Annotated in this window: 24 protein-coding genes and 1 pseudogene; 17 read left to right on the top strand and 8 right to left on the bottom strand. The window is 70.6% G+C overall.

Going from position 1 to position 23,804, the window contains the following annotated elements:
- Positions 1-15 precede the first annotated feature (15 nt).
- Positions 16-1,245, bottom strand: coding sequence for a CaiB/BaiF CoA transferase family protein (locus tag ACIQV3_RS27655; RefSeq protein WP_403716405.1), 1,230 nt, complete (start codon positions 1,243-1,245; stop codon positions 16-18).
- Positions 1,246-1,408: 163 nt separating this feature from the next.
- Here ACIQV3_RS27655 and ACIQV3_RS27650 point away from each other — a divergent pair, with 163 nt between their 5' ends.
- From ACIQV3_RS27650 to ACIQV3_RS27635, 4 genes are all read left to right on the top strand, one after another.
- A complete protein-coding gene (locus ACIQV3_RS27650; protein WP_403716402.1) occupies positions 1,409-2,854 on the top strand; it encodes a dihydroorotase family protein in 1,446 nt (481 codons plus the stop codon).
- Positions 2,855-2,953: 99 nt separating this feature from the next.
- Positions 2,954-3,625 carry a TetR/AcrR family transcriptional regulator gene (locus ACIQV3_RS27645; RefSeq protein ID WP_403716400.1) on the top strand — a complete coding sequence of 224 codons (672 nt, stop codon included), beginning with the start codon at positions 2,954-2,956 and terminating at the stop codon, positions 3,623-3,625.
- Positions 3,626-3,865: 240 nt separating this feature from the next.
- Positions 3,866-4,870, top strand: a complete 1,005-nt coding sequence (locus ACIQV3_RS27640; protein ID WP_403716398.1) for an alpha/beta hydrolase — start codon at positions 3,866-3,868, stop codon at positions 4,868-4,870.
- 67 nt (positions 4,871-4,937) lie between these two features.
- Complete coding sequence (locus tag ACIQV3_RS27635; RefSeq protein WP_403716396.1) at positions 4,938-5,444, top strand: MarR family winged helix-turn-helix transcriptional regulator; 507 nt, start codon at positions 4,938-4,940, stop codon at positions 5,442-5,444.
- A 7-nt stretch (positions 5,445-5,451) separates the two neighbouring features.
- On the opposite strand, the gene ACIQV3_RS27630 is transcribed toward ACIQV3_RS27635, so the two are convergent.
- A complete protein-coding gene (locus ACIQV3_RS27630; protein ID WP_403716393.1) occupies positions 5,452-6,027 on the bottom strand; it encodes a TetR/AcrR family transcriptional regulator in 576 nt (191 codons plus the stop codon).
- A 79-nt stretch (positions 6,028-6,106) separates the two neighbouring features.
- On the opposite strand from ACIQV3_RS27630, the gene ACIQV3_RS27625 reads away from it, so the two are divergent.
- Positions 6,107-7,000 carry a DUF4437 domain-containing protein gene (locus tag ACIQV3_RS27625; RefSeq protein ID WP_403716390.1) on the top strand — a complete coding sequence of 298 codons (894 nt, stop codon included), beginning with the start codon at positions 6,107-6,109 and terminating at the stop codon, positions 6,998-7,000.
- A 15-nt stretch (positions 7,001-7,015) separates the two neighbouring features.
- Here the strand turns inward: ACIQV3_RS27625 and ACIQV3_RS27620 are convergent, their stop codons facing one another.
- On the bottom strand, positions 7,016-8,338 hold the full coding sequence (locus ACIQV3_RS27620) for a glycosyltransferase (RefSeq protein WP_403716388.1): 1,323 nt from the start codon (positions 8,336-8,338) through the stop codon (positions 7,016-7,018).
- Between the two features lie 157 nt (positions 8,339-8,495).
- On the opposite strand from ACIQV3_RS27620, the gene ACIQV3_RS27615 reads away from it, so the two are divergent.
- The 4 genes from ACIQV3_RS27615 to ACIQV3_RS27600 all read left to right on the top strand — a co-directional run bounded on the left by ACIQV3_RS27615 (position 8,496) and on the right by ACIQV3_RS27600 (position 13,392).
- A complete protein-coding gene (locus ACIQV3_RS27615) occupies positions 8,496-10,538 on the top strand; it encodes a glycosyltransferase (RefSeq protein ID WP_403716386.1) in 2,043 nt (680 codons plus the stop codon).
- 166 nt (positions 10,539-10,704) lie between these two features.
- Positions 10,705-11,190, top strand: coding sequence for an SRPBCC family protein (locus tag ACIQV3_RS27610; RefSeq protein WP_403716383.1), 486 nt, complete (start codon positions 10,705-10,707; stop codon positions 11,188-11,190).
- Positions 11,177-11,755 carry a fasciclin domain-containing protein gene (locus ACIQV3_RS27605; RefSeq protein ID WP_403716381.1) on the top strand — a complete coding sequence of 193 codons (579 nt, stop codon included), beginning with the start codon at positions 11,177-11,179 and terminating at the stop codon, positions 11,753-11,755. Before ACIQV3_RS27610 ends, ACIQV3_RS27605 begins: the two co-directional genes overlap by 14 nt.
- A 131-nt stretch (positions 11,756-11,886) precedes the next feature.
- Entirely contained in the window at positions 11,887-13,392 is a 1,506-nt protein-coding gene (locus ACIQV3_RS27600; protein ID WP_403716378.1) for a cryptochrome/photolyase family protein, read from the top strand.
- A gap of 70 nt (positions 13,393-13,462) precedes the next feature.
- Here ACIQV3_RS27600 and ACIQV3_RS27595 read toward each other — a convergent pair whose 3' ends face one another.
- From ACIQV3_RS27595 to ACIQV3_RS27585, 3 genes and pseudogenes are all read right to left on the bottom strand, one after another.
- Positions 13,463-13,954 (bottom strand): UBP-type zinc finger domain-containing protein, encoded by a 492-nt coding sequence (locus ACIQV3_RS27595; protein ID WP_403716555.1) that lies wholly within the window; start codon positions 13,952-13,954, stop codon positions 13,463-13,465.
- Positions 13,882-14,328 (bottom strand): annotated as a pseudogene (locus tag ACIQV3_RS27590) (SDR family NAD(P)-dependent oxidoreductase); the annotation flags it as partial. The gene ACIQV3_RS27595 and the pseudogene ACIQV3_RS27590, both read right to left, overlap by 73 nt.
- A gap of 65 nt (positions 14,329-14,393) precedes the next feature.
- The gene (locus ACIQV3_RS27585; RefSeq protein WP_403716376.1) at positions 14,394-14,582 is read right to left on the bottom strand and encodes a hypothetical protein; all 189 of its coding nucleotides are present in this window, start codon (positions 14,580-14,582) and stop codon (positions 14,394-14,396) included.
- 292 nt (positions 14,583-14,874) lie between these two features.
- Between ACIQV3_RS27585 and ACIQV3_RS27580 the strand changes: the two genes are divergently transcribed.
- The 5 genes from ACIQV3_RS27580 to ACIQV3_RS27560 all read left to right on the top strand — a co-directional run bounded on the left by ACIQV3_RS27580 (position 14,875) and on the right by ACIQV3_RS27560 (position 19,363).
- A complete protein-coding gene (locus ACIQV3_RS27580) occupies positions 14,875-15,480 on the top strand; it encodes a hypothetical protein (protein ID WP_403716374.1) in 606 nt (201 codons plus the stop codon).
- On the top strand, positions 15,456-16,226 hold the full coding sequence (locus ACIQV3_RS27575) for an FUSC family protein (protein WP_403716372.1): 771 nt from the start codon (positions 15,456-15,458) through the stop codon (positions 16,224-16,226). Before ACIQV3_RS27580 ends, ACIQV3_RS27575 begins: the two co-directional genes overlap by 25 nt.
- Positions 16,223-16,987, top strand: a complete 765-nt coding sequence (locus tag ACIQV3_RS27570) for an FUSC family protein (RefSeq protein ID WP_403716370.1) — start codon at positions 16,223-16,225, stop codon at positions 16,985-16,987. The genes ACIQV3_RS27575 and ACIQV3_RS27570 overlap by 4 nt, the downstream gene beginning before the upstream one ends.
- Positions 16,984-17,700, top strand: a complete 717-nt coding sequence (locus ACIQV3_RS27565; protein ID WP_403716368.1) for a DUF4232 domain-containing protein — start codon at positions 16,984-16,986, stop codon at positions 17,698-17,700. Before ACIQV3_RS27570 ends, ACIQV3_RS27565 begins: the two co-directional genes overlap by 4 nt.
- A gap of 103 nt (positions 17,701-17,803) precedes the next feature.
- Positions 17,804-19,363 carry a serine/threonine-protein kinase gene (locus ACIQV3_RS27560; RefSeq protein ID WP_403716366.1) on the top strand — a complete coding sequence of 520 codons (1,560 nt, stop codon included), beginning with the start codon at positions 17,804-17,806 and terminating at the stop codon, positions 19,361-19,363.
- 10 nt (positions 19,364-19,373) lie between these two features.
- Here ACIQV3_RS27560 and ACIQV3_RS27555 read toward each other — a convergent pair whose 3' ends face one another.
- Complete coding sequence (locus tag ACIQV3_RS27555; protein WP_403716364.1) at positions 19,374-20,270, bottom strand: hypothetical protein; 897 nt, start codon at positions 20,268-20,270, stop codon at positions 19,374-19,376.
- Between the two features lie 102 nt (positions 20,271-20,372).
- Complete coding sequence (locus ACIQV3_RS27550; RefSeq protein WP_403716362.1) at positions 20,373-20,828, bottom strand: DUF2809 domain-containing protein; 456 nt, start codon at positions 20,826-20,828, stop codon at positions 20,373-20,375.
- A gap of 236 nt (positions 20,829-21,064) precedes the next feature.
- Between ACIQV3_RS27550 and ACIQV3_RS27545 the strand changes: the two genes are divergently transcribed.
- The 3 genes from ACIQV3_RS27545 to ACIQV3_RS27535 all read left to right on the top strand — a co-directional run bounded on the left by ACIQV3_RS27545 (position 21,065) and on the right by ACIQV3_RS27535 (position 23,761).
- Positions 21,065-21,718 carry a lysophospholipid acyltransferase family protein gene (locus ACIQV3_RS27545; RefSeq protein WP_403716361.1) on the top strand — a complete coding sequence of 218 codons (654 nt, stop codon included), beginning with the start codon at positions 21,065-21,067 and terminating at the stop codon, positions 21,716-21,718.
- A gap of 53 nt (positions 21,719-21,771) precedes the next feature.
- The gene (locus ACIQV3_RS27540; RefSeq protein ID WP_403716359.1) at positions 21,772-22,251 is read left to right on the top strand and encodes a DUF3515 family protein; all 480 of its coding nucleotides are present in this window, start codon (positions 21,772-21,774) and stop codon (positions 22,249-22,251) included.
- Positions 22,252-22,372: 121 nt separating this feature from the next.
- Positions 22,373-23,761, top strand: a complete 1,389-nt coding sequence (locus tag ACIQV3_RS27535) for a M1 family metallopeptidase (protein WP_403716356.1) — start codon at positions 22,373-22,375, stop codon at positions 23,759-23,761.
- Positions 23,762-23,804 lie beyond the last annotated feature (43 nt).

Below are 23,804 nucleotides of genomic sequence, written 5' to 3'. Positions count from 1 at the left end.
CACAAGAGGGTCGGGTCAGATCGTGTGCTCTGTGGCGAGCTCGTCGAGCCGCGCCGGCGACAGTCCGAGTCTGGCGCCGAACACGGCCCGGGTATCGCTGCCGTGTGCGCGGCCGGTCCAGCGGATGGCGCCCGGTGTGGCGGACAGCCGGAACAGGACGTTCTGCATGCGGAGCGGGCCGAGTACCGGGTCGTCCACCGTCGTGAGGGAGTCCAGGGCTTGGTACTGCGGGTCCTCGAAGATGTCGGCGATGCCGTACACGGGGGAGATCGCTGCCTCGGCCTCTTCGAAGGCGGCGATCACGGTGTCCCGGTCGCGGGCCGAGATCCATGCTCCGACTTGGGCGTCGAGCAGATCGGCGTGTGCGGCGCGACCGGCTCCGCCGGAGAACCAGGGTTCGGCGGTCACCTCTGGATGTCCGACGAGCTTCATGACCCGCTCGGCGACGGACTGAGCCGACGTGCTGACGGCCACCCAGGCGCCGTCCCGAGTGGGGTAGATGTTGCGAGGAGCGTTGTTCACCGACCGGTTGCCCGTACGCGCGGGGACGGTGCCGAGCTGGTCGTACGCGATGGGCTGCGGGCCCAGGAGCGTCAGCAGCGGTTCGATGATCGCGAGGTCGACGACTTGCCCGGGCCCGCCGTGCACGTCCCGGTGGTAGAGCGCGGTCTGCACGGCGGAGGCGGCGACCAGCGCGGCCACCCCGTCGGCCAGTCCGAAGGGCGGCAGCGTGGGAGGGCCGTCGGGCTCGCCCGTCAGGGCCGCGAAGCCGCTCATGGACTCCGCGAGGGTGCCGAAGCCGGGCCTGCGGGCGTAGGGCCCGTACTGGCCGAAGCCGGTCACACGGGCGACGACCAGTCGGGGGTTGACCCGGTGCAGGTCCTCCGGTCCGAGTCCCCACCGTTCGAGGGTTCCGGGCCGGAAGTTCTCGATCAGGACATCGGCCTGGGAGACCAGGCGGAGCATCAGGGCGGCTCCGTCGGGCCGGCTCAGATCCAGGGTGACCGCCTGCTTGTTGCGGCCGAGCATCTTCCACCACAGCCCCTCACCGTCCTTGGACGGGCCGTGGGTGCGGGCCGGGTCGGGCCGCACCGGGTGCTCGATCTTGATGACGTCCGCGCCGTAGTCACCCAGGACCGTCGCGGCCAACGGCCCCGCGAACAGGGTGGCGCAGTCCAGGACGGTCACTCCGTGCAGAGGCCCCGGAGCGGGGGAGGGGGCGGCACGGGGGAGGGGAGGTTCCATCGGGGCTCACGCACCTTCATGGGTCACTGTTTCTCCTTGTGGAACGCCGTTTCGGAAAGCTAGCATGACCGCCCGTCACGCAAAAGGGAAACGGTGTTTCCCTGGACCCCACGGATGCGGAAGGGAGGTACGGGTGGTGCCGTCTGCGGCTACCCGGCCTGTCATGTCCCGTTACGACCTGATCATCAAGAACGGAACCCTCGTCCAGCCCCACCTCGGCGAGATCACCGCAGATCTGGCGGTGCGCGACGGCAAGATAGCGGCCCTCGCGGACCGCATCGACGCCTCGGAGGCGACCGAAGTCGTCGACGCCTCCGGCCGGATGGTCTTCCCCGGCGCCGTCGACGCCCATTTCCATCTGGGCATCTATCGCTCCCTGGAGCAGGACGCCGAGGAGGAGACCCGTTCCTCCCTGGTGGGCGGTGCGACGAGCGTCCTCTCCTACTTCCGCACGGGAGAGCACTACCTCAACCGGACGGGCTCCTACGACGAGATCTTCCCGCAGGTCCTCGCCGCGGTCGAAGGCCGCAGCCACACCGACTACGGCTTCCACCTCGCCCCCATGGACACCGCCCAGGTGCGCGAGATACCCGAGCTCGTCGCGAAGCACGGGGTCAGCTCGTTCAAGTACTACATGTTCTACAAGGGGTTCAACCTGTCCGCGGACTCCAGGGACGCCAAGGGGTTCCGGATGACGGGGGAGGGCGAGGAGTACGACCTCGGCCACCTTTACCAGCTCATGGAGGAGGTCGCCGCGGCAGCAGCCGCCCGCCCCCGCGGCCGGGTTTCCCTCTCGCTGCACTGCGAGCAGTCGGAGCTCATGCGACTGTTCATCGACCGGGTCCGCCGCTCCGGGGACCCCCAGACCCTGCGCGCCTACCACGAGGGCCGGCCGCCCCTGACCGAGGAGGTGGCGATCGGTGAGGCCGCCGCTCTGGCCCGCGCCACCGGCTGCCCGGTGAACCTGCTGCACCTCTCAAGTGCCGCGGCCCTCAGCGGAGCCCGCGCCGCCCGCGCCGCCTCACCCGGCCTGGACCTGCGCACCGAGGTGACCCTGCACCACCTGTGCCTGGACCACGACAGCCTCGACGCCGCCGGCCGCGGCCTCGGCGCCAAAGTGAACCCGCCCCTCCGCACCCGTGCCGACAACGAGGCACTGTGGGACGGCGTCCTCGACGGAACCGTGGACTGGATCGCCTCCGACCACGCCTGCTGCATGGAGGAATCCAAAGGCGACGCCCTGTGGCCCGCCCTGCCCGGCTTCGGAGGCACCGCGCTCCTCTACCCGATCCTGCTCTCCGAAGGCCACCACAAGCGCGGACTGCCCTTGCGCCGCGTCGCCGAACTGCTCTCCGCGAACCCGGCCGCCGCCTACGGCCTCACCGGCAAGGGCTCCTTGATGGTGGGATCGGACGCCGACCTGGTCGTCGCCGACCTGGACTCGGTCCGCACGGTCACGACCGACCTCCTCCTGTCCGGACAGGACCACTGCCCCTTCGAAGGGCAGGAACTCCGCGGATGGCCCACGGTCACCATCGTCGGCGGCCGCATCGCCTACCGCGACGGAGTCGTCACCGCTGCCCCCGCCGGCCGCTACCTCGCCCGCTGAAGGCACCCCGAGGCGACTCCTCGCGTTGACACGGTGTCCGCGCGGACCCGACGATGACCGGGCGGTCACCTGGCCGCCGGTCATCGTCAGGGAGCCCGCATGCCCACCACCACCTGGACCCACCTCCCGCCCGAACGGCGTGAGCGGATCCTGGTCGCCGCGATGGACGAGTTCGGCACCCACGGCTATTCGACCGGCAGCCTCAACGTCATAGCCCGCCAGGCCGGTGTCGCCAAGGGATCCCTCTTCCAGTACTTCGCCGGGAAGCTCGACCTGTTCACCTACATCGCCGAGCAGACCTCCCTGCGCATCTTCGCGGCGATGCGGCCCTGGCTGGACGGTTACCGCCCCGACCGGCACGGCAGTACCCCGGACTTCACCGCCTACCTCATCGACGCGATGGACGCCTGGGTCTCCTACTTCGAGACCCACCCCCTGGAGCGCGGTGTGACCGCTGCCACCAACATGGAGATCGACCCCGTCGTGCGCCAGGCGGTACTCGAACCCGTCCAGCACCTCTACCTCGCCGGACTGCGCCCGCTCGTCCAAGAAGCGGTCACGGCCGGAGACCTGCGAACCGACGCCGACGTCGATGCCCTGCTCTCCCTGTTGCTCCTGCTGCTTCCGCACATCGCCCTCGCACCGTTCTTTCCGGCCGTGGCCGGCCCCGTCGCGCCGCCGCGGGGAGACGGGGCCGCCCGCCGCATCGCAATCGAGCGGCTCGTCCACCCTGTTCTCGCCGGATTCCGGCCCGCAGGCACCGCGGGCTGACCAGCGAGCACAGGCACTTCGCCCCCGTCACCACACTCCGCGTGACGGGGCTTCAGCATGCTCTCGAGGGACCGGATAGGTGCGAAAGAATCCGCGTCGCACTGCTTGACGTGCTGTCCCCGCTGGGGCCCAATGGGACCGCTAGAGAAACAAAGTTCCAACAGAGGAAACACGCCGATCCGGTCCGGATCGGCGGGCGAAGCCGCGACCCCACGCGGCACCCCCTCCTTGGGAGTCCCCATGACAGGCACCTCGCACAGACGAACGCTCTTCCCCCGCACCTTCCTCGCCGCGGCCCTGGCCGCCGTCGCCACCCTGGCGGCGGTCTCGCCCGCTCCCGCCGCCGAGCAGGCTTCCACCGGCGTCGTCAAGGTCTCCAACACCGTCGACGTCCGGTGCGCCTTCCTGATCTACAAGCGTTCCGGCGACTGGTACTTCCCCGCCGGCGCGCCCAAGGGGACCGTCTGGCTGCAGCACGGCTTCAGCCGTGCCAACGACCACCTCGAAGACGTGGCCCGCCGCTACGCCGCCGCCGGGTTCCTGGTCTTCGCCCCGACCCTGCCCTCGTCCGACATCTTCGGCTGCACGGTTTCCAACATCGGAAACAACACTGCCTTCCTCAACAACGTGGCCGACCTCTTCGGAAAGGCCGCCGACCCGAACGACAAACTCGGCCGCAGTTTCGCCGACGCCGCGGCCAAGGCGGGCCGCCCCGGTCTCCAGCTCCCCGCCAAGTTCGTCTTCTCCGGCCACTCCGCCGGCGGGGAGGCCGTCAGCTACGTGGCCAACCGCCTCCGCACGCAGTACCCCGCGGCGTTCGCCCGCCTCTCGGGACTCGTGCTCCTCGACCCCGTCAACTCCTTCGTCGGGCTCAACATGGCCACGGCCTTCAACGGCCTGAACACCACGAACCTCCCCATCCACGCCATCTCCTCGCCGCCCTACGCCGCCAACGGCCAGGCCTCCGGCACCGTCGAACTCACCACCGACGTCCACCGGGACTTCCTGGGCGTCAGACTCACCACCGGTTCGCACTGCGACGCCGAAGGCGCCAGCACCGACTCGCTCTGCACCGTGCTCAACGGCGCTCCCCAGGACGCCAACGTCGCCGTCCTCCAGGAGCTCGCCACCACCTGGGCCACCGACGACGTGAACGGCACGGTCACCGCCACCCACCGCCCCGGCGGCAGCCGCTACGAGTCCCTGCGCGGAGCCGGAACCATCCAGACCCTCAGTGGATCTTGACGCACCAGCAGGTGCTCGCCCCCGGCGCCGACCGGGGGCGAGCACCACTTCGGGTTAGTCTGTGCACGTGGAGGCGGCCGACAGACGAGCAGACGACGAAGTCAGTGCCGTTCGGCATGCCGCCGTCGACCCGCGACTGATGGACATGGCCCGCCACCTGCGTCGCATCAACAGCGAGATGAACGCCCTCATCCACCGCTTCGCCGGGGAAAACGGCCTGCACGCCACCGACATCCAGGCCCTCGGCGCCATCCTCGACGCGCAGACCCCCATGACGCCGGGGCGACTCGTGCAGCACCTGGGTCTCACGTCCGGAGCGGTCACCGCGTGCCTGGATCGACTGGAGAAGGCGGGACACCTGCGTCGCGTCCGCGACGCGACCGACCGGCGCGTCGTCCACCTCCACTACGAACCCACGGCCCGCAAGGTGGCCTCCGACCACTTCCGAGTCCTGGCGCGCGCCACGGAGCGGGCCCTGGAACGCGCGGGTGAGAACGACGCGTCCGCGGCACTGCGGTTCCTGGAGCTGCTCGGCGAAGAGTTCTCCGCCGGCGAGGGGCCCGCGTCCTCCTGAGGTCCCGTCAGTCAGCCGTCCGGCGCTGAGGTCCCAACTGGGCCACGAACGCGTCGACTGACCGGTGCGCGCGCTCGCGTGCGGCCGGCCGGTCCAGCAGCAAGGCGTCGAGCAGGAGGGGAGAGACGATTTCGGAGACGGCGTCCTCGCGGGCCTCGGAACTCAGCCGGGCAGGGGCGAGGGCGGCGTTGAAGGGCGCCAGAAGATCTTGCACGTACTGGCGCCGCAGGTCGGACATCGTGGGGTCCCAGGCGGCCGCCGCGACGATGGCGTGCAGGAAGGTGCCGACCGGCTTGTCTCGAAGCCGGTCGCACAGTGCATCCACCTCGGCGTGCAGATCGGCGCCCACCTCCCCCGTGCGGGAGATGGCGGGGCGTGGCGCAACCTCGATCAGCGCGGCGAGCACGGCGCGGGGCGTAGGCCAGTGCCGGTAGATCGTGGACCTCGAAACGCCCGTCGCGGAGTGGAGCCGTTGCGCGGACAGGGCCGCCACGCCCTCGGCGAGCAGCAGCTCCAAGGCGGCTGTCAGGATCACGGTCGCGGTTTCGGGGGTCGGTCCTGTGGGACGGCCGGGTTGGGTCACCCAATTAACGGTACATCTTGTATCGCTATTTTGTTAGCGCTACATTCTGTACCGGAAACCCGACTCGGAGGGAGCCGCCATGCGGCCGCACGTGGAGCTGGTGGACGAGCGCGATCTGATCTGGCACGCCGGGGAGTTCGAGCACGCGGAAGGCGGTGCACAGCAGCGCAACCTCAGCTACGACGAGGAGGACGGATCGGCCTCGCTGAAGGTCCGCTTCACCACCGACTGGTCGCGGCCGGCCGGAGTCCACCACGCGGCCACGGAGTGGTACGTCCTCTCCGGCCGGGTGACCGTCGGGGACACCGTTCTCGGCCCCGAGGGCTTCTGGATGGCTCCGGCCGGAATCCACACCCCTGCCGTCACCGCCGAAGCCGGCACCGAGGTACTGCTCTTCCGCGAGTGCGGCAACTGGCGTTTCGACCTCGCGGACACCGACAGGGAAGGCCTGCGCCCGGACCAGAAACTGATCGTCCTGCACACCTCAGACATGCCGTGGATCGACGTGCGGGACGGCAGCCCGATGCGCTTCGACCTCGGCGGTACGCCGGTCCCCGGCCTCTACATCAAGATGCTGGCCCGCGATGAGAAGACCGGCTTCTACAGCCGGCTGATCAAGGCCAAGCCGGGCTGGCGCGAGGAACCGCTGGCCCACCACCCGTGCTCCGAAGAGGCCTACTGCCTCGAGGGTGCCTTCGACTACAACTACGGCAAGATGTGGCCCGGAACCTACTTCTGGCGTCCCGCCCTCATCCGGCACGGCGACTTCACCGCCGACGCCGAGAAGGGCTGCACCTGGATCGTGCGCTCCGACAGCGATCTCGTGGACTGGTACACCTCCGACGCCCGTGTCGTCATGGAGGGCGAAGCCACCAACTGGGGTCCGGGCCACCCCCACAGCGTCCCGCCGCGCTTCGTGGAGCCGGTCCGATCGCGCAGCATCGGACCGTGGGGCAACCCCTCCTACCAGTGAGCCGGCGCAGCGGTTTCAGGTCATCAAATGGAGCAGTCGCCCGGCCGCTTCCGCGGGGCCGCGTGAGCGCACGTGCCGGCGCAGTTCATCGAGGGCGTGCCGGGGTGCGTCCAGGAGCGTGGAGACGGCACGGCCCGCGCTGCCGGCGTCCAACCCGTACGGGTCGAGGCACAGGCCCGCGCCCGCCCTCTCGGCATCGTGAGCGATGGAGAACTGGTCGCTGGAGAAGGGGAGGAGGAGGGCGGGAACCCCGGCGGCCAGGCACTCGGTGAAGGAGTTGTTGCCCCCGTGGTGGACCATCGCATCCACCCGTGCGAGCAGCGCCTGCTGCGGCACGGTCGCCGCGACCGAGACCCGAGGTCCGGCCAGGGAGGCCAGCGAGCCGGCCCGGTCCCCGGCCGCGAGGATCACCGAGGTGTCCTGGCGCTCGGCCAGGATCCCGCGCGCCACTGCTTCCAGTACGTCATGCCGGGCCGAAAGGAACGTTCCCAGCGCCACCAGCACCACACGCCGGCCCCCCTGCCGTAGCCTGCGCAGTTCGGATTCCCAGAAGGGACCTGGCCCTTCCGGTTCGGCGCGAGTGAAGTGCCCGCTGAAAACGTACTCCGGGCCTTCAGGGCGTGCTGGGAGCCAGTCCAGACGCGGATAGTGCAGAACCACTGCTCGGGGTGAACAGAGCGAGAACGCCCGCCCCGGTACCGGTCGGTGCGGTGCGTGAAGCGAGATGAACCGCGCGAAGAGCGCGGTGAAGGACCGGTCGTTCACCAGCGCTTCCCGGCGCAGCGTGCGCAGCCCGGCGGCCGCCGGCCGCACGGCGGGCGGCCACGCATAGGGCACGCCGAACAGCGCGTCCGGCGCGGCCGGCAGATAACTGGGATGCCCCGGGCAAAACGTCGCGTACGGCAGGTCCAGGCAGTGCAGGGCGAGGGTGACGGAGTAACTCAGCTGGTCCACCACGTACCAGTCCGCGGGCCGGCGGGCGTGCAAGGACCGCAGGTCTGCCAGCACCCGCTCCGGTTCAGCCAGCATGTCGGCCCTGCGGTGACGGGCCTGAACCAGCAACGCGGGTACGGCCCCGGCGAGCGTGGCATCGAGGAACTCCTCCAGGCGCCGCGCTTCGTCCCGGCCCTGCACCGTGCGCCGGGCGATTCCGGTATTCGCATTGCGCGTAACCGTCAGCGGGGCGAATTCGACCCCCGCGGCCTGCGCCATAGGTGCGAACGCCTCGGCGCAGGCGAAAGTGACCTCCGCCCCCGCTGAACGGAGCTCGCCCGCCAGCACGGACAGCGGGGCCGCGTGCGAGTGGAACGGTGGAGCGATCACGGTGACACGCGGCACGAGGGCCCCACTTCCGGCAGAGGACTGTCCTGCCTTCTTCGGCACCAGGCGGGCATCCGGAGGCAGCCCGGCGACTGCTTTCCGCTCCGTCCGCATCCGAAGGCACGAGCGCGGCGGAAACAGCGGTGACCATCCGCCCGAGCGAGAGCAGCGCCCCATGGACGCAACCACCCCGCAGGAAGGGCTCGACCCCTTCGTCGCGGCCCGCCAGGGCTTCTGGAACACCAAAGAAGCACCGCGGACACCCGCGACATTCGGCACACTGGCCTCCTTCCTCAACGCCGAGTACCACCCGTGGCACGATGACCATCCGGCCGACCGTCTGCAGGATCCCTGCGACAGGAAGACGGCCCTACTGCGTCGCACCCTGCGCCTGCGCGGGTCCGTCGACCCCGAAGAACTCCTGGCCGCCACCCTGAACGCAGACCAACGGCTGCGCGGCACCGTCACGGAAGCCTGGCCGCTGTCGCTACGCCGTCACGGAACCGAGCCCGTCCGCCGCACACTCACCAATGAGATCCGGCACTGTACCGACCCCGAAACGGTGGCCCACCTGATCGACCTCGCCACCGCGGGACGGCTCCACATCATGGATCCGGACCAGTGGGCTTCCCGGGTCCGGCAAAGCCCCTTGAACAAAAGGCCGGCCAGGTTGGCCCTGTGGCGCCACCTCGCACGCCAACCCGCGTGCCGGCACCTACTCCCGAAACCCGATTCCACTACCGAGGCTTATGAACGGCTGCTGCTCACGGCCGCCACAGGCGAGCGACTCGTCGAATCTCCCGCACTGCAGCACGGAGCCGGCCTGCTCGTGGTCCAGTCGATGCTGCTCGGCGAGATGGACACCCCGGGAGAGGGGAGCAGCGGCGGTCTCGGTGTTCTCCTTGCCGGCCTGGGCGATGCGCTCGCGCGCACGGAGGGCATCGATGCCGTCATCACCCTCGTGACGAAGGACGCGCGTGAACTCCTGGCCGAGCCCACCCTCCTGCGAGGGCGCGGACCGGGTCACTGGACGCTCAGTCTGCCGATCGACCCTCACAGCATCACCACTCCGGGCGGAGTACCGGCAGGCGATGCGAGCGCGCTCACCTGGTGGACGCGCATGCTCCTCGAAGGGCTGGAACGACGGCCCGACCTGGTCCACGTCAGGTTCGCCGACGACGGATCCCTAGCGGTCGCCGAAGCCGCGCGCGAGCTCGGCACCCGACTGGTCTTCACCGCCACACCCGACCCGCACCGCCGCGTCAGCGAGCGGCACGCCGGCCGCACGGTCAACGGCGACACCCCGACGGAGGCCCTGCGCCAAGATCTGCACCGCGTCTTCGCGGCCGACCGGCTCGTCGACCGCGCCGACGCCGTCATCGGCATCCCGGGCCGCGGCGGGACAGCCGAGTTGGTGCGCTACCTTCCCCAACTCGCGGCTGTACGCGGTGGACGAGGGCCGATCGCGCCGCCGGAGGGAATCACGGCCTACCGTCCCGCCGTCGACGAGACCCAGAGATGCGAGCACCTGCTGGAAAGGCTCTTCGAGACCGGACAGCCCGCTGCCCTCGACGCCGCCGACGAGCGCGGCCAGCCCATCCTGCTCACCGTGGGACGCCTGCACCCGCTCAAACAGCAGGACGTCTTGGTGCAGGCATGGATCGAGTCCGGACTCCATCTCCGCTCGAGGCTCGTGGTCGTAGGCGGATCCCCTCGCGCGGATCGGGCGGATCCGGGAGAGCGCGAGGTGCGGAAGGCGATCGCCGATCTGATCGTGGCGAACCCGGAGGCGTCTTCGCGGCTGGCCATGGTGACAGCGATGCCCAACACCGAAGTCCGCTGCCTGGAGCGGGCGCTGGCCCGCTCCGCAACTACGGGCCGGGCCCATTACGTCTGCCCCAGCGCGAAGGAGGAGTTCGGCATCGCCGTGCTCGAAGCCATGGACGCGGGCCTGCCGGTCGCAGCCACGAGTCGTGGTGGAATTCCGCACTACTTGGAGGACATGGTCAACGGTCTTCTCCTGGATACCTCGTCGGCCAAGACCTTGGCCGAGGGGCTGGAGGGTCTGCTGTCTCTGAAGCCCGCGGTTCTCGACGCCATGGCGCGCCGGGCTCGGGCAACGGTTCGGGCGAGCTACTCGATCGACGCCGCGGCCTCCGCCTTCGCCTCCGTCTACACGGAACTGCCCGGGATCAAAGCCACCGCGTCCACGGCATGACCGGTCGGGGCACCACCGCTCTGTGACGTCGTCCTCCCGATGTCCTCCCGATGATGCGACCATCCGCACCGGATGCATCCGGTCCCGGTCTGCAGAGCGAAGAGTAGGTGCAGTCTCGAAACGCTTCGGTAAAGACGACGGAGGCGGCAGAAAGGGGCGAAAGACAGTGATCACGGTGCAGCGCAGTTTCAGCGTCGGAATTCCGCTCGAAGACCTAGTCGCCTACCTTGCGGACTTCGGCCATGCCCAGGACTGGGACCCCGGCACCGTACGGTGCGTCCGGATCGACGAAGGGCCAGTACGGCCTGGAGCCACCTGGCACAACACCTCTCGCTTTCGAGGGCGGACCACGAATCTGGTGTACGTCCTGGAATCCCGCGAGACGCACCGGCTCGTTTTCGCAGGGGCGAACAAGACCGTAGCTGCCAGAGACATCATGAAGTTCGAGCCCCGATCGGCCACTGAGACCCTGCTCACCTACACCGCCTCCCTGCGGTTCAAGGGCCTTGCCAGAGTCGCCGAACCCTTCCTGCGCTCGGAGTTCGAGGCGCTCGCGGACAAGGTCGCCGAGCGACTGCCCATCGCAGCCGAGACACATACCAAACAAAGCCCCGAAGACCCCTTCGGAGGAGGAAGTCATGGCTATCCATAACATCCGCCACACCGCCGCACTCGCGGCAGCAGCGTTCGCTCTCCCCCTGGCACTGGGCGTGGCAACCCCGGTATTCGCTGCCTCCCAGCAGACGGACCCGTACGGGCCGGCCTGCGCATCGGTTCCCAAGGAAGGCTCCGGCAGTCTCGCGGGCATGGCCAAGGACCCCGTGGCCACCGCCGCGTCCAACAACCCGGCCCTGTCGACGCTGGTCACGGCCGTCAAGAAGGCGGGCCTGGTCGACACCCTGAACAACGCGAAGGGCGTCACCGTGTTCGCGCCGACCAACGAGGCGTTCGCGAAGATCCCGAAGGCCGATCTGGACAAGATCCTGGCGGACAAGGCCGAACTGACCAAGATCCTCACCTACCACGTGGTGGGCGAGAAGATCACGCCGAGCCAGCTCGGCGCCGGCTCCTTCAAGACCCTTGAGGGTGGCTCGCTGACCACGGCGGGGTCCGGTGAGGCGTTCACCGTCAACGACAAGGCGAAGATCGTCTGCGGCGACGTCCAGACCGCCAACGCCACGGTCAACATCATCGACACGGTCCTCACGCCGATGTGAGCGTAGCGTGGGTGGGTGTGGGTGTGGGCTCGGGCGTGGGCGTGGGTGTGGGCTCGGGCGTGGGAGTACGAACGTCTGGAACGGCCGCGTCGTTCAGCGGCGGGCCCGGTCCGAGTTGGTTGGATGCCGGCATGAGCTCAGTGCACTGGCTGTTCGGAGACCAGCTCGGCCCGCACTTCACCGCCACCGCCGCGGGCGGGACGCCGAGGAACGTCCGGTGGCTGCTGATCGAGTCCCTCGCCGTTCTGCGGCGCCGCAAGTTCCACCGGGCCAAGGCCCATCTCGTGCTCAGCGCCATGCGCCACCGGGCGGCAGACCTGGGTGAGCGAGCCCAGTACGTCAAGGCGGAGACCTACCGGGAAGGGCTGAGGCGGGCCGTCGGTGACGCACCCGTCTCCGTCCACCACCCCACGTCCCGCGCCGCCCTCGCCCTGGTGACGTCGCTCCCGCAGGTCACCGTCCACCCGGCACGCGGCTTTCTGGTCGGACACCGGGAGTTCGCCGTCTGGGCCGCGCAGCAGAACGGCCGGCGGCTTCTCCAGGAGAACCTCTACCAGCACACCCGGCGCACCCACGACATCCTCATGGAAGGGGACGGGCCGGCGGGAGGACGGTGGAACCTGGACCACGACAACCGGGAGCCACCGCCCCGCGGTCGCACCACGCTCGGCGCGCCGCCTCCGTACCGTCCCCGCGAGGACGAGATCGACGAGGGGGTCAGGCGGGACCTTGACCGCTGGGAACGCGAGAAGGGCATCACCTTCGTGGGCCGCGACGGCCCCCGCCAGTTTCCCGCGAGCCGCCGCGAGGCGCTGGCCGCGCTCGACCACTTCATCACCCACCGACTCGCGGACTTCGGCGCGCACGAGGACGCCATGCTGGCCGCTGATCCGGTCATGAGCCACAGCCTGCTGTCCTCCTCGCTCAATCTCGGGCTCCTCGACCCATCGGAGTGCGCAAGCCGCGCGGAAGCAGCCTGGAGGGCTGGGCTGGTACCGCTGAACAGCGCTGAGGGGTTCATCCGGCAGATCTGCGGCTGGCGCGAGTACGTATGGAACCTGTACTGGCATCTCGGCGAGGACTACCGGCACCGCAACGATCTCCGTCACACCACACCCGTCCCCGCGTGGTTCGCCGAACTGGACGCGGACGCGGTGGGGGCCCGCTGTCTGTCCACCGTGCTGGCACAGGTGCGGGACACGGGGTGGACGCACCACATCCCCCGCTTGATGGTCCTCGGCAGCCACGCCCTGCAGCGAGGCTGGGATCCGGCGGAGGTGACGGACTGGTTCCACCGGAGCTTCGTGGACGGCTACGACTGGGTGATGCTGCCCAACGTGGTGGGCATGTCCCAGTACGCCGACGGTGGGCTGATGACCACCAAGCCCTACACCTCGGGCGGCGCCTACATCCACCGCATGAGCGACCTGTGCGGCGGCTGCCGGTATCGGCCCGCAGACCGCAGTGGTGAACGGGCCTGCCCGTATACCGTCGGCTACTGGTCCTTCCTGGACCGGCATCGCGCACGGCTGGAGGGCAATCCCCGCATGGCCCAGGCCGTGAAGGGCCTGGACCGACTCGGCGACATCGAGCAGGTGACCCGGGCACACCGCGCCGCCCGTCACACAGCACCCTGAGCACCGATCTGGTCGTCGGACGGACGCCGCGGGGCCTGCCCCATCCCCATCCCCATGCCTATCCCTATCCCTATCCCTCAGGCACGTGAACGAGAAAGACTTCGTCTACGAAACACCACGCCCAGGCCTCGTCGGGGTCCATCGAGAGGACCACGGGGTGCCCCGTCTGCGCATGGTGGGCGTACGCGTGGCGCCCTCGCGAACTGTCGCAGCATCCGACGTGCCCGCACGTTGGACACCACCGCAGCCGGGTCCAAGTCCACCCGCGTTCGTGACACGCCGCGCACGCCCCCACAGGGATCGCCGTTCGGCTGGGCAGGGCGGTGAGGTGGGAACACGTACGTTCTTCGAGACGCCCGCCGTCGGGTGATACCGCCCATGAAGAGCGCTGTCGTCGTGGAGCGTCGTCGCGATCGCTGCCGAAGTGATCCAATTCGGTTTCCTCATCCCAGGTGTCCGGCCTCCGAGAGCCGGCCGGTCCACGATCGCTCCCGTCGCGGCGGCCAGGAAGCCTCCCTCCGCCACGCAGGTAACAGCCCCGCGCAACACCGCTGCGGGGCATGGGAAATTCACACTGAGCAAGTGCTCGGCTACCGCATCAGGCACCTCCTCCGCCCGCCCAAAACCGGCCACCCCCACCAAAACGAGCACCCCGTCCAACGCACCCAACTCTTGCAGGGCCCAGGGCGCGAGAGCGGCGCAGTCGTCGAGGTCATAGGCGTCGATCAGCCGAGCGGGACTGCCGAGGGCCGCAGAGCAGGCGGCCAATCGCTGCTCATTCCTCCCCGCCAAGGCGAGGAGGGCACCGCACGCGTGGAGTTCTCGGGCGGCGAGGTGACCCAGTGCCCCTGTGGCGCCGACGACCAACAGCCGGGTTCCCGCTAGTTTTTCAGTGGTCACGGTGGCCGCACCAAGGCCGAGGCCCTTTGTGCACATCGGCATCCCGGGCAGCCCAGCCACGGCAGAGGCAGAACGCCCAGCGATTCAGATGCCGCACGCGATCACAACCCCGCGATCCGGGCCGCAAAGAAGCCCGCCACCAAGACCGCGCCGAAGGCTATCAACCCCAAGAACAGCCAGGGGTGCTCCCAGAGGCCACCATCCGGCCGCTCCTGATGCGCCTCGGCGGTGCAGCCCTCACCAGAGGGGGTCTCTTCCGGCGTGACGCCGTACGTGTCCAACGTGTTCATGGTGCCTCCTAGACCCAGCGCGGTCATTCAGCCCCTTCTATATTTCTGCGACGGTCCGTCTCGCGCCTCTCGCATCGTTTGTGCACCGTCCCGATGTCGCGGCGACCCCCTTCACTGCGCACGCCCACTGCGCACGCCTGAAATCGCGGCTGAAATTGAGCAGGGGGCCCGACCGAAAGACCCATAAGATTAGGGCACCCTTACCGGCGTGTTCGGAGCTGTTCCAACGGTCTACTGAAAGTGCGGATCGCCCTTCGGCGGTCCCGGCGGGGTCCCAGACCATGGAGTTCCGATGCCGACATTCCGTTCCGCGTGCCCGGTGGGGACCCCGCTGCCCTGGCTGGCCCGCGTCCTCCGGCCCCGGGAAGCGCGCCCGCCCTGGCCGGCGATGATCCAGTCCGTGATCGCGCTGACCGGACCGATCACCCTCGCCGTCGCGACCGGCGACTACGGCACCGGGGTCCTGGTGTCGATCGGTGCGATCGCCGCGGTCCTGTGCGACACCTCCGACGCCTATCACCTGCGCGTCCTCAACATCGCCGTGCCCCAGTTCGTGTCCGCGATCGGCTGGCTGCTGGGCGCCTCCGTCGAGGGCCGCGGCTGGACCATGGTCGCCGCCATGGTGGCCATCGCCTTCGTCTCCGGCTTCATCAGCTCGATCGGGGCGGTGTCCTCCCTGACCGGCATGCTGTTCCTCCTGATGGCCGCCATCGGCGCCGGAACACCCCGAGCGGACCCTGGTGGCGGCCCCCGCTCCTGCTGCTGGCCTGGCCGTGGCGCCGTCGCATCCCCGAACGCACCACGGTGGCCGCCGTCTACACCGCCGTTGCCGACGCCCTGGACGCGGCCGGTACCGATCGCCGGGCTCCGGCTATGGCGGGCATCACCCGTTCGGTGAACTCCGCCCAGGACCTCCTCCTGCTCCGCCGGGCCCGCCGCCCCGGACACGGCCAGGACTCCCGTCGCCTCCTCGCCCAGCTCGACGCCACCACTCCGCTCCTCGAAGCCGTACCCGCCGCCCACGCCCCGGACCGCACCCTGCCGCCCGAGATCGCCGACGCCGTACGGGACCTGGCCAGAGCCGTCGCCGAGAACGACCACCGGGCCCTGCCACTCCTGAGCCTCGACACCGACACCCACGAGGTCCGCGCCCTTCTGGCCGCCCTCCACCACGCGATAGCCGTACAGACCGGCACCGACGACGGTCGCGAGCCGACCGTCCCGGCGACGGACCTGCCCACCCGGCTACGCCAGCGCACCCGCGACCTGTTCATCGACACCGCCGCACTCCAGTACGGGCTGCGCATCGCCCTGTGCATCGGCCTCGCCGAAGCCCTCGTCACCCTCGTCCACCTGCCCCGCTCGTACTGGGTCGCCCTCACCGTCACCTTCGTCCTCAAACCGGACAGCGGATCGGTGTTCACACGCGCCCTTCTGCGCGCACTGGGAACCATCGCCGGCCTCGTCGTCGCCGGCCTCGCCCTGGAACTGGTCCCGCGCGGCGGCTGGGAACTGCCCCTCATCGCTCTCACCGCGCTCGCGTTGCCCCTGGCTTCCGCACTGAGCTACGCCCTGCAGACCGCTGCCATCACGATCCTCATCCTCACCTTCACCGACCTGATGGGACACCAGGCCCCACCTTGATCGGCGCACGCATTACCGACACCCTCATCGGCGTCGCGATCGTCATGACTGCCGGATACCTGCTGTGGCCCGACCGCTCCGACCACCGCACCCGATCCCACCTCGCGCAGGCCTTCTGTGACACCGCCGCCTACGCCGAACGGATCACCCCCGCCACTCCTGCTGCCGTCGAAGCCCGTTCCACCGCCCGCAGGCGGGCCTACCGCAGCCTCTCCGAAACCCGCACCGCCCTCCAGCACGCGATGACCGAACCACCCCCCGTCAGCACCCGGGCCGCCGCACTCCACCCCCTCCCCCCATCCCTCGACCAGGCCCTGCAAGCCCTCACCGTGACCGCCACCCGCCTCGACCACGGCGCCGCCCCGCCGCCCCCGCCACCGCCACCACGGAGCCCATCCGACTCCTCAGCGTTCCCGTCGGCAGTCCTCTCACCGACACCGCCATCCACCTCAAAACCGCCATCGGGGTTTCGGCGCCGTCGAGGACGTGAGCCCGGCAGGCCCGGCCCGCTTCGCGCAGCGGGCCCCCCGTACGGCCCGTCATCCGACCGAAGCGTGCCGGTCTTGTCCCTGGTCGGTAACAGGCGTCTGAGATCAGCGCGATGTGGGAAATTCGCTCATGCAGGCCGGCGGCGGTGCCGGAAGGGAGCAGGCGGGGGCCATCGCGGCCGGCTGCCGGACCCTACGGAACCGTCGCGGTCCGCGCTCGTCATCGGGAGTCGACAGCGGCCGCACAGGGCCGAAAACGGGGGAACACCATGAACACTGCCGTCCGCACGAGTCACAGGGGCTGGAAGTCGTACGTCCTCGGGGCCGCGACGGTCACCGCCCTGCTCGCCTCCGCGGCGTGCTCGCCCAGCGGGGACGACGGGGACGACGGCAAGCCCACGGCCCCTCCGGCCACGAGCACGCCGAGCACGTCCGGTGCCCCGAGCGCGACCTCCTCCCCGAGCACGCCGAAGCCCGGCGCCACGCCCTCGACGAAGCCGGCCCCGGGAGCGACCGGCACTGGTGGCAGCGGCGGATCCACCGCCCTCTGTGGCCCGGGTGACGTTTCGATCACCTCCAGCACCGAGGACGAGACCGGCCAGGGCGTCCGCCACATCCTGCTCACCCTCACCAACACCAGCAAGAAGCCGTGCAAGGTCTACCACTACCCCCTCATCCAGCTCGCCGACGCCCAGCGACTGGTCCCCGAGATCAAGGAGAGCGCCCCGACGCCCGGGACGCCGTTCGACACCATCGCGCCGGGCAAGCAGACGCACGCCGCACTGCTCCTGAGCGGCCCCATGGACGAGGCCCCGGCGAAGACGATGACCGTCCAGCTCCAGGACACCAAGCCCGGGAGCAAGCTGGGCGCGCCGATCAAGGTCGCCTTCCCCGGCGTCGACACGGTGTACTACAACGACTTCGCCAAGGTCACTCACTGGATGACCGCCTCGGGTCTGGCCCTGCGCTTCATCATGTCGTCCTGACCATCCGGCCCTCCGAGTAGTCGTCGCCGTCCTCTAAGGTGACTCCACCGGCCGTCCGCGCGCCCGCGCGTGCGGACAACGGCCTTGTGGACAGGGGGAGTCGGTGGAGTCACTGCGACCCGGCGATCCGCCGGAGATCGGCGGGTACCGCCTGCTGGGACGGCTCGGCGAAGGGGGCATGGGCGAGGTCTACCTGGCCCGTACGGTGTCCGGCCGGCCGCTCGCCCTGAAGACCGTCCACCGGGAACTGAGCCGGGATCCCGACTTCGTCGACCGCTTCGCGCGGGAGATACGCGCCAACGACCGCGTACGGTCCGCGTGGACGGTCTCGGTGGTGGACTTCAGTGCTCCCGGTGCGTCCCCCCAGTGGCTTGCCACGGAGTACGTCGCCGCGCCCTCTCTGGGCGAGTGGGTGCACCGGAACGGACCGCTGACCGGGCCGGCCCTGTGGAGCCTGGCCCGGGAACTCCTCGCCGCGCTCGTGGCCGTACGGGCGGCCGGCGTGGTGCACCGCGACATCAAGCCGGGGAACGTGCTGCTCGGCCGGGAGCGGCCCTTCCTCATCGACTTCGGCATCGCGCGTGCCGTGCACGACCCGCGCCACACCCGGACGGGAGCGGTCATCGGCACGCCCGGCTTCCTCGCGCCCGAGCAGGCGACCGGAGCCGTGGCCGAGGCCCCGGCGGACGTGTTCTCGCTGGCCGCGGTCCTCGTCTACGCGGCCACCGGCCGCAGCCCCTTCCTGGCCGACGGCGAGGAACTGGAACTCCCCGGCCTCCTCTACCGGATCGTGCACGACGAGCCCGCCCTCGACGGCGTTCCGGAAGGGCTCCGTCCGCTGCTGGGGGAGTGCCTGGCCAAGGCGCCGGGGGAGCGCCCGACCGCCGACGAGGTACTGGCCCGGGTGGGAGCGGCGGGGGAGGAGTGGAGCGCGGCGGTGCCACCGTCGCTGGCGGCGGACACCGCCCACCGCGAGGCCGAACTCGCCCGCGCCCTTGCGGCGTCCCAGCCGCTCCCCGTGCCCGCGCCCATGCCGCCGGTTCCGCGGACGCCGCCCTCGGCGTTTGCCGAGACACCGCCGCTCCCCGCTGCCCTTCCCGGCGCGCCACGACGCGTGCCCTGGGCGGCGGGGGCGGCTGCCGCGGCCGTCCTCGTCGTCGCGGCCACCCTCGTGATCAAGATGCCGTGGAACGGAAACGGAAGCGGCGACGGCGGCGGTGCGGGAGGCGGGGCGAGCTCAGCGCCCCCGTCCGCCGCGTCCTCGGCGATGCCCCGGTCGTGGGTCGGCACGTGGACCGGCACCGGACCCGGCACCCCCGACGCCGACGGAATCACACGGGCCAGGACGGGCCGGTTCTCGGTGACGGTCACGCTGAACGCGGGGTCCGTCGGCGACCTCGTGGGCCGGCAGGTCAGCGACGTGAAGGAGGTCGCCACGGGGCGCAACCTGGGGTGCACGGAGGCCCTGGAACTACGGCAGACGAGCGGGGACAGGTCGGTCTTCGCCGCCGTGACCAGCCATCCGACCGACCCCGCGGCCACCTTCGACTGCCCCAAGAACAACCTCTACGTACTGACCCTGGCGGAGCCCGACCGACTGACCCTGGAGACCGAAGGGGCCCAGTCGGCCGGCGCCCCCGGGACACTGACGCGAAGCGACTAGCCGCTGGCCGCTAGCCGTCGTCGTGGGCGCGCCGCAGCCGCTCGTTCCCGTCGTCGTGCGGGAGCATGCCTTCCGCTCTCGGGAGGGGAACGCGGCCGCCGTCGGCTCGTATGTTCGCGATGAGTTGGCCGAGTTCGGCCAGGGTGTCCTCGCCGAGCAGCGAAGGATTCGCCTCGAGCATCAACGCGACGTACTCCCCGATGCGCTGAGGCGTGAGATCGTCCGCGTCCAGCTCCACCGGACCGTCCTCCGCCTCTTCCACGATCCGGGCCTTGCGGACCAGCCGTAGCTGGCCATCGCTGAACAGCCTGGCCGTCACCGCCGCAGCGATCCGCTTCCGGGCGTCCGCCCCGCTCATGGTCGTCCGCTCGTCACCTTCGGCGGTGACGATCTCCTGAGGGTCTTCCACGGCCTCGGCCCGGCGCTCACTGGTACGACTGCGAGCCACGCTGCTCCACTTCGCCTTCACGGAGGGGAGCGCCCGGTCGTTCCACTTCGTTTTCAGGGACGTGCGCGCCGGGTCGTTCCACTTCGCCTTCACCGCCGGAAGCGCTTGGTCGAACCACCACTTCCTGACGTGCGGCGCCGCCTTCTCCGCCAACCTGAGGCCGATCTGGACGAGCACCTCGGCGAGGAACTCGGCCTCCTCCCGACGCTCCTGTGCCCGGGCCTGCGACTCCTGCGGGTCGGAGTCGAGCCGATCCTGTGGGTAATCCTCCACCGGATCCGGTTCGTTCTCTTCCTCTTCCGCTTCCTTCAAGAAGATCTCGGCCTGACCCACCTCATGGCTGTCGGGGTCACGTGTCATACCGCGATGAGCGCCCGTGGTCTTCCTCGACCGCACGAAGCGCGCGCCCTTGCGGACCCTGACCACGGCCTCGTACTCGTCGTACTCACTGCTGTCCATGCCCCACCCTCGACCCGCGGAATACCTTGCGCCCGTCGCGCGCCCCAGGAGCGACGCACCCGACACTGTACGACCGCCAACTGCCCGGCGGACGCGGACGACTCAGACCCGACCCACGCCGGATCTCCGACCGGGCCGGGCCCACAGGCGCCCCGCCGCGACGTGGCCGAGCCAGCCGGCCGCGGCGCCGACCGCGTACCAGAACAGGTCGGGCGGATTGAAGGTGGACCCGAGGACGAGGCGGGCGAACACGCTGTGCCGGGAAAGCTCCGCCGGTACCCCGGTGAGCTGGAGGAACTCCACCGCCCAACTCACCGCGAGAGCACCCGCGGCGGCCCGCCGTGCCGCCACCCGTGGCACGGCCGCCACCACGAGGGCGAAGACCAGCAGGGTGTACAGCGCGTCTCCGCCGTACTTGGCGAGGCTCCCCGTGGCCACGATCCGTAGCCCCAACCCCGCGCAGAGGGTCACGACCACCGCCCCGACCGCCGTGAGACGGGTACGGGCCCGGCCGGATACGGCACGGGAACGACGGCTTGCGGGCACGGAGGTGGTCACGGGACAACCCTGCCAGACGCGCGTCGCCCACCGGATCCCGATCCCGATCCCGGTCCCGGTCCCGGTCCGGGCCGGGCCGGGCCGGGCCGGTCCCGGCTTCCGCCTCCGTCGCGGAGCGGAGGGAGGAGCGGGCCACGTACCCAGGCGGCTTGAGTAGCGCGACTCATGACGGACCGGCCGACGGCCGACACGCTGGGGGCACGAAGACGCACACCCCGTTCCGGAGGTTCGATTTCATGATCAGCCACATCGCCGCCGTCCTGGCTCCGGTGTTCGGGCGGATGACCGTGTCCGAGGACGCGTCGGGCCCCGTGGCCGGCGGGACCATCCTGGCTGCCAACCACACCAGCCTGGCCGACCCCGTCATCGTGGTCGCCGCCCTGCGCCGGCTCGGCGTCGATCCCGTGATCATGGCCACGGCCGGGCTGTGGCGGATCCCGGTGCTGGGAGGGGCGCTCGCCCGCGAAGGGCACGTCCCGGTCCGCCGGGGAACGGCCGACGCGGCGCGTTCGCTCGCCGACGCCGCCGGGGCGCTGGCGGCGGGGAGGTGCGTGCTGATGTACGGGGAAGGCGGGATCCCCGCCCGCCTCGACTCCGGGGAAGCCGCGCCCCTGCCCTTCCGCAGCGGCCTGGCCCGCCTCGCCCTGGCCACCGGAGCACCCGTCCGACCCGTCGGTCAGGCGGGCGCACGCCGCGTGAGCTCCGGGACGACGGTCAAACAGCTCGCCGGAGTCCTCACGGCCCCGGTCCGCCGGCCACGCGTACACGTCCACGTGGGCGCGCCCCTGTTCCTGCCGGACGGCGTACCCGAGGCGACGGCCGTGGCCCACGGGGCGGTCACCTCGGCCTGGCACACCGCACTGTCCGGCCTCGTCGGCGCGAGTGGGTAGGGTCATCGACAGCCGTTGCGAGCGGAGTGCGGCCAGTCGGTGTGGAGAGTGAAGTGGACCGGAAGAAGCAAGCCCTCCTGACCGGTCTGGGCGCGCTGGGGCTCGTCGTCGCCGGGACCTTCGCCCTGACCGGCGCACGATCCGTGGAGCCGGCTCCCTTCGCCGCTGACCCCCATTGCCGCCGGGTCCTGGCGCAGCTTCCTGACGAACTGCTCGGGGAGGAACGCGACTCGGTCGAGGGAGCCGGTGCGGCGAGCTGGGGCGGTGGTGCGATATTGCTGCGCTGCGGTGTCGAGCCCCTCACCCCCACCGTCAACACCTGCATGAACGTCAACGGCACCGATTGGGTCCTCGACGAGGAGCGAGCCGGGCGCGGGGGGCCGCGGGTGCTCACCACGTACGGACGGATCCCCTCGGTGGAGGTGGCCCTCACCGAGAGCGACCAGCTCGCCGGGGACGCCCTGGCCGCCGTCGACAAGGCCGTACGGGGCCTGCCCCAGCAGTCGAAGTGCGTCGGGCTGGGCGAGACCTGACTCCGGTGCCGCCGCGGGCCGCCGGCTTGACCGCCTGGCCGGAGAACACGTGCGCCCCGTACGCCGACGGGTGCCCTGGAACGCGCCCGTCCGCCCGTACGGACGTTCTAGCGTACCGGTCATGATTTCGCTCGGGATTCGGCGGGCCCTGCTGCTCGCCCTCGCATCCGTCATGCTCTGCGTCCCCCAGACGGCCACCGCCCAGCCCCCTCCGGCCCCCGCGCCCGCGCCGGCGGCGACGCCCGACCGCCCCTCCTACGAGGTGTCGCTGCGCGGCGACGCCGACGGCTCGCACTGGACCGGCCGCCAGACGGTGTCCTTCCGCAACTCCGCCCGTACTCCGCTGCGCTCGGTCGACATCCGGCTGTGGGGCAACGGCGCCGACGGCTGCGGAACCCCGGAGGCGCCATCCCCGGTCCGCGTCGGCAGGGTCGCCGGAGGCACCCCGCGACCGCTGACCGTGGACTGCACCGCCCTGCAGATCGATCTGCCCGCGCCGCTCCCGTACGGGGCCCGGACCAGCGTTTCCTTCGACGTGGCCATCACCGTCCCGGACCGCGTCCACCGCTTCGGCAAGGACGGCGCGCACCGCTACCTCGGCAACGCGCTGCCCCTGCTGTCCGTACGCGACGCCCAAGGCCGCCACCTCGACCCGGACGTCGGCTTCGGCGAGAGCTTCCACACCCTGACCGGCGACTTCCGCGTCGTCCTGGACCACCCCGGCGCGCTCGTCGTCCCCGCGACGGGCACCACCACCCGCCGCGCGGGCGCACCCGGCCGCACGGTCACCACCAGCGTCGCGCACGGGGTACGGGACTTCGCGTGGGCGGCGGGCCCCTTCCTGTCGGAGACGGTGACCACGCCGGGCGGAGTACGGCTGAACGCGTACTGGACCGCGGCCACCTCCCCTGAGGGCGTCGCCGTCGACCTGAAGGACGCGGTCGGCTCGGTCGACGCGTTCGGGAAGCGTTTCGGGCACTACCCCTACGGCGAACTCGACCTCGTCATGAGCGACAACCTCGACGAGTTCGGCAGCATGGAGTTCCCGGGCCTCGTCCTGCTCTGGACCGAACCGGAGGGGTCGGCCGTGGTCCACGAGATCGCCCACCAGTGGTTCTACGGCATCGTCGGCAACGACCAGTTCGCCTCACCCTGGCTGGACGAATCCTTCGCCCAGTACGCGAACCAGTCCTACTACGGCGCGGACACCACCACCTGCTGGGAGGATGCGGGCGCCTGGCCCAGCGACACGGCCGCCCTCACCCGCCCCATGTCCTACTACGCGGACGGCCACCGCTCCGAGTACGTCCGAGTCGTCTACCACCGAGGCTCCTGCGCCCTGCACGACCTGGAACGCACCCTGGGCACCCCGGCGATGACGGCCATGCTGCGCGACTACGTCCGTGACCACTGGCTGGGGGTCTCCACCACCTCGGACTTCAAGCGCGCGGCCCAGGCGGCGACGCCCCGGGACCTCACCCCGTTCTGGACGGAACACCGGATCCACTGACCGCGCCCCTGAACGATCTCGGGGTCGGGTTCGGGGTCGGCCC

Source organism: Streptomyces sp. NPDC099050 (genome assembly GCF_044759865.1).
Lineage (GTDB): Bacteria > Actinomycetota > Actinomycetes > Streptomycetales > Streptomycetaceae > Streptomyces.
This window is presented reverse-complemented; position numbering and strand designations above follow the sequence as displayed.

Excerpts from the sequence above, each read along its gene's own strand:
- ACIQV3_RS27655 (WP_403716405.1), bottom strand. The coding sequence starts at position 1,245 with ATGGAACCTCCCCTCCCCCGTGCCGCCCCCTCCCCCGCTCCGGGGCCT.
- ACIQV3_RS27650 (WP_403716402.1), top strand. The coding sequence starts at position 1,409 with ATGTCCCGTTACGACCTGATCATCAAGAACGGAACCCTCGTCCAGCCC.
- ACIQV3_RS27645 (WP_403716400.1), top strand. The coding sequence starts at position 2,954 with ATGCCCACCACCACCTGGACCCACCTCCCGCCCGAACGGCGTGAGCGG.
- ACIQV3_RS27640 (WP_403716398.1), top strand. The coding sequence starts at position 3,866 with ATGACAGGCACCTCGCACAGACGAACGCTCTTCCCCCGCACCTTCCTC.
- ACIQV3_RS27625 (WP_403716390.1), top strand. The coding sequence starts at position 6,107 with ATGCGGCCGCACGTGGAGCTGGTGGACGAGCGCGATCTGATCTGGCAC.
- ACIQV3_RS27615 (WP_403716386.1), top strand. The coding sequence starts at position 8,496 with ATGGACGCAACCACCCCGCAGGAAGGGCTCGACCCCTTCGTCGCGGCC.
- ACIQV3_RS27605 (WP_403716381.1), top strand. The coding sequence starts at position 11,177 with ATGGCTATCCATAACATCCGCCACACCGCCGCACTCGCGGCAGCAGCG.
- ACIQV3_RS27600 (WP_403716378.1), top strand. The coding sequence starts at position 11,887 with ATGAGCTCAGTGCACTGGCTGTTCGGAGACCAGCTCGGCCCGCACTTC.
- ACIQV3_RS27595 (WP_403716555.1), bottom strand. The coding sequence starts at position 13,954 with ATGCCCCGCAGCGGTGTTGCGCGGGGCTGTTACCTGCGTGGCGGAGGG.
- ACIQV3_RS27585 (WP_403716376.1), bottom strand. The coding sequence starts at position 14,582 with ATGAACACGTTGGACACGTACGGCGTCACGCCGGAAGAGACCCCCTCT.
- ACIQV3_RS27580 (WP_403716374.1), top strand. The coding sequence starts at position 14,875 with ATGCCGACATTCCGTTCCGCGTGCCCGGTGGGGACCCCGCTGCCCTGG.
- ACIQV3_RS27575 (WP_403716372.1), top strand. The coding sequence starts at position 15,456 with ATGGCGGGCATCACCCGTTCGGTGAACTCCGCCCAGGACCTCCTCCTG.
- ACIQV3_RS27565 (WP_403716368.1), top strand. The coding sequence starts at position 16,984 with ATGAACACTGCCGTCCGCACGAGTCACAGGGGCTGGAAGTCGTACGTC.
- ACIQV3_RS27555 (WP_403716364.1), bottom strand. The coding sequence starts at position 20,270 with ATGGACAGCAGTGAGTACGACGAGTACGAGGCCGTGGTCAGGGTCCGC.
- ACIQV3_RS27545 (WP_403716361.1), top strand. The coding sequence starts at position 21,065 with ATGATCAGCCACATCGCCGCCGTCCTGGCTCCGGTGTTCGGGCGGATG.
- ACIQV3_RS27535 (WP_403716356.1), top strand. The coding sequence starts at position 22,373 with ATGATTTCGCTCGGGATTCGGCGGGCCCTGCTGCTCGCCCTCGCATCC.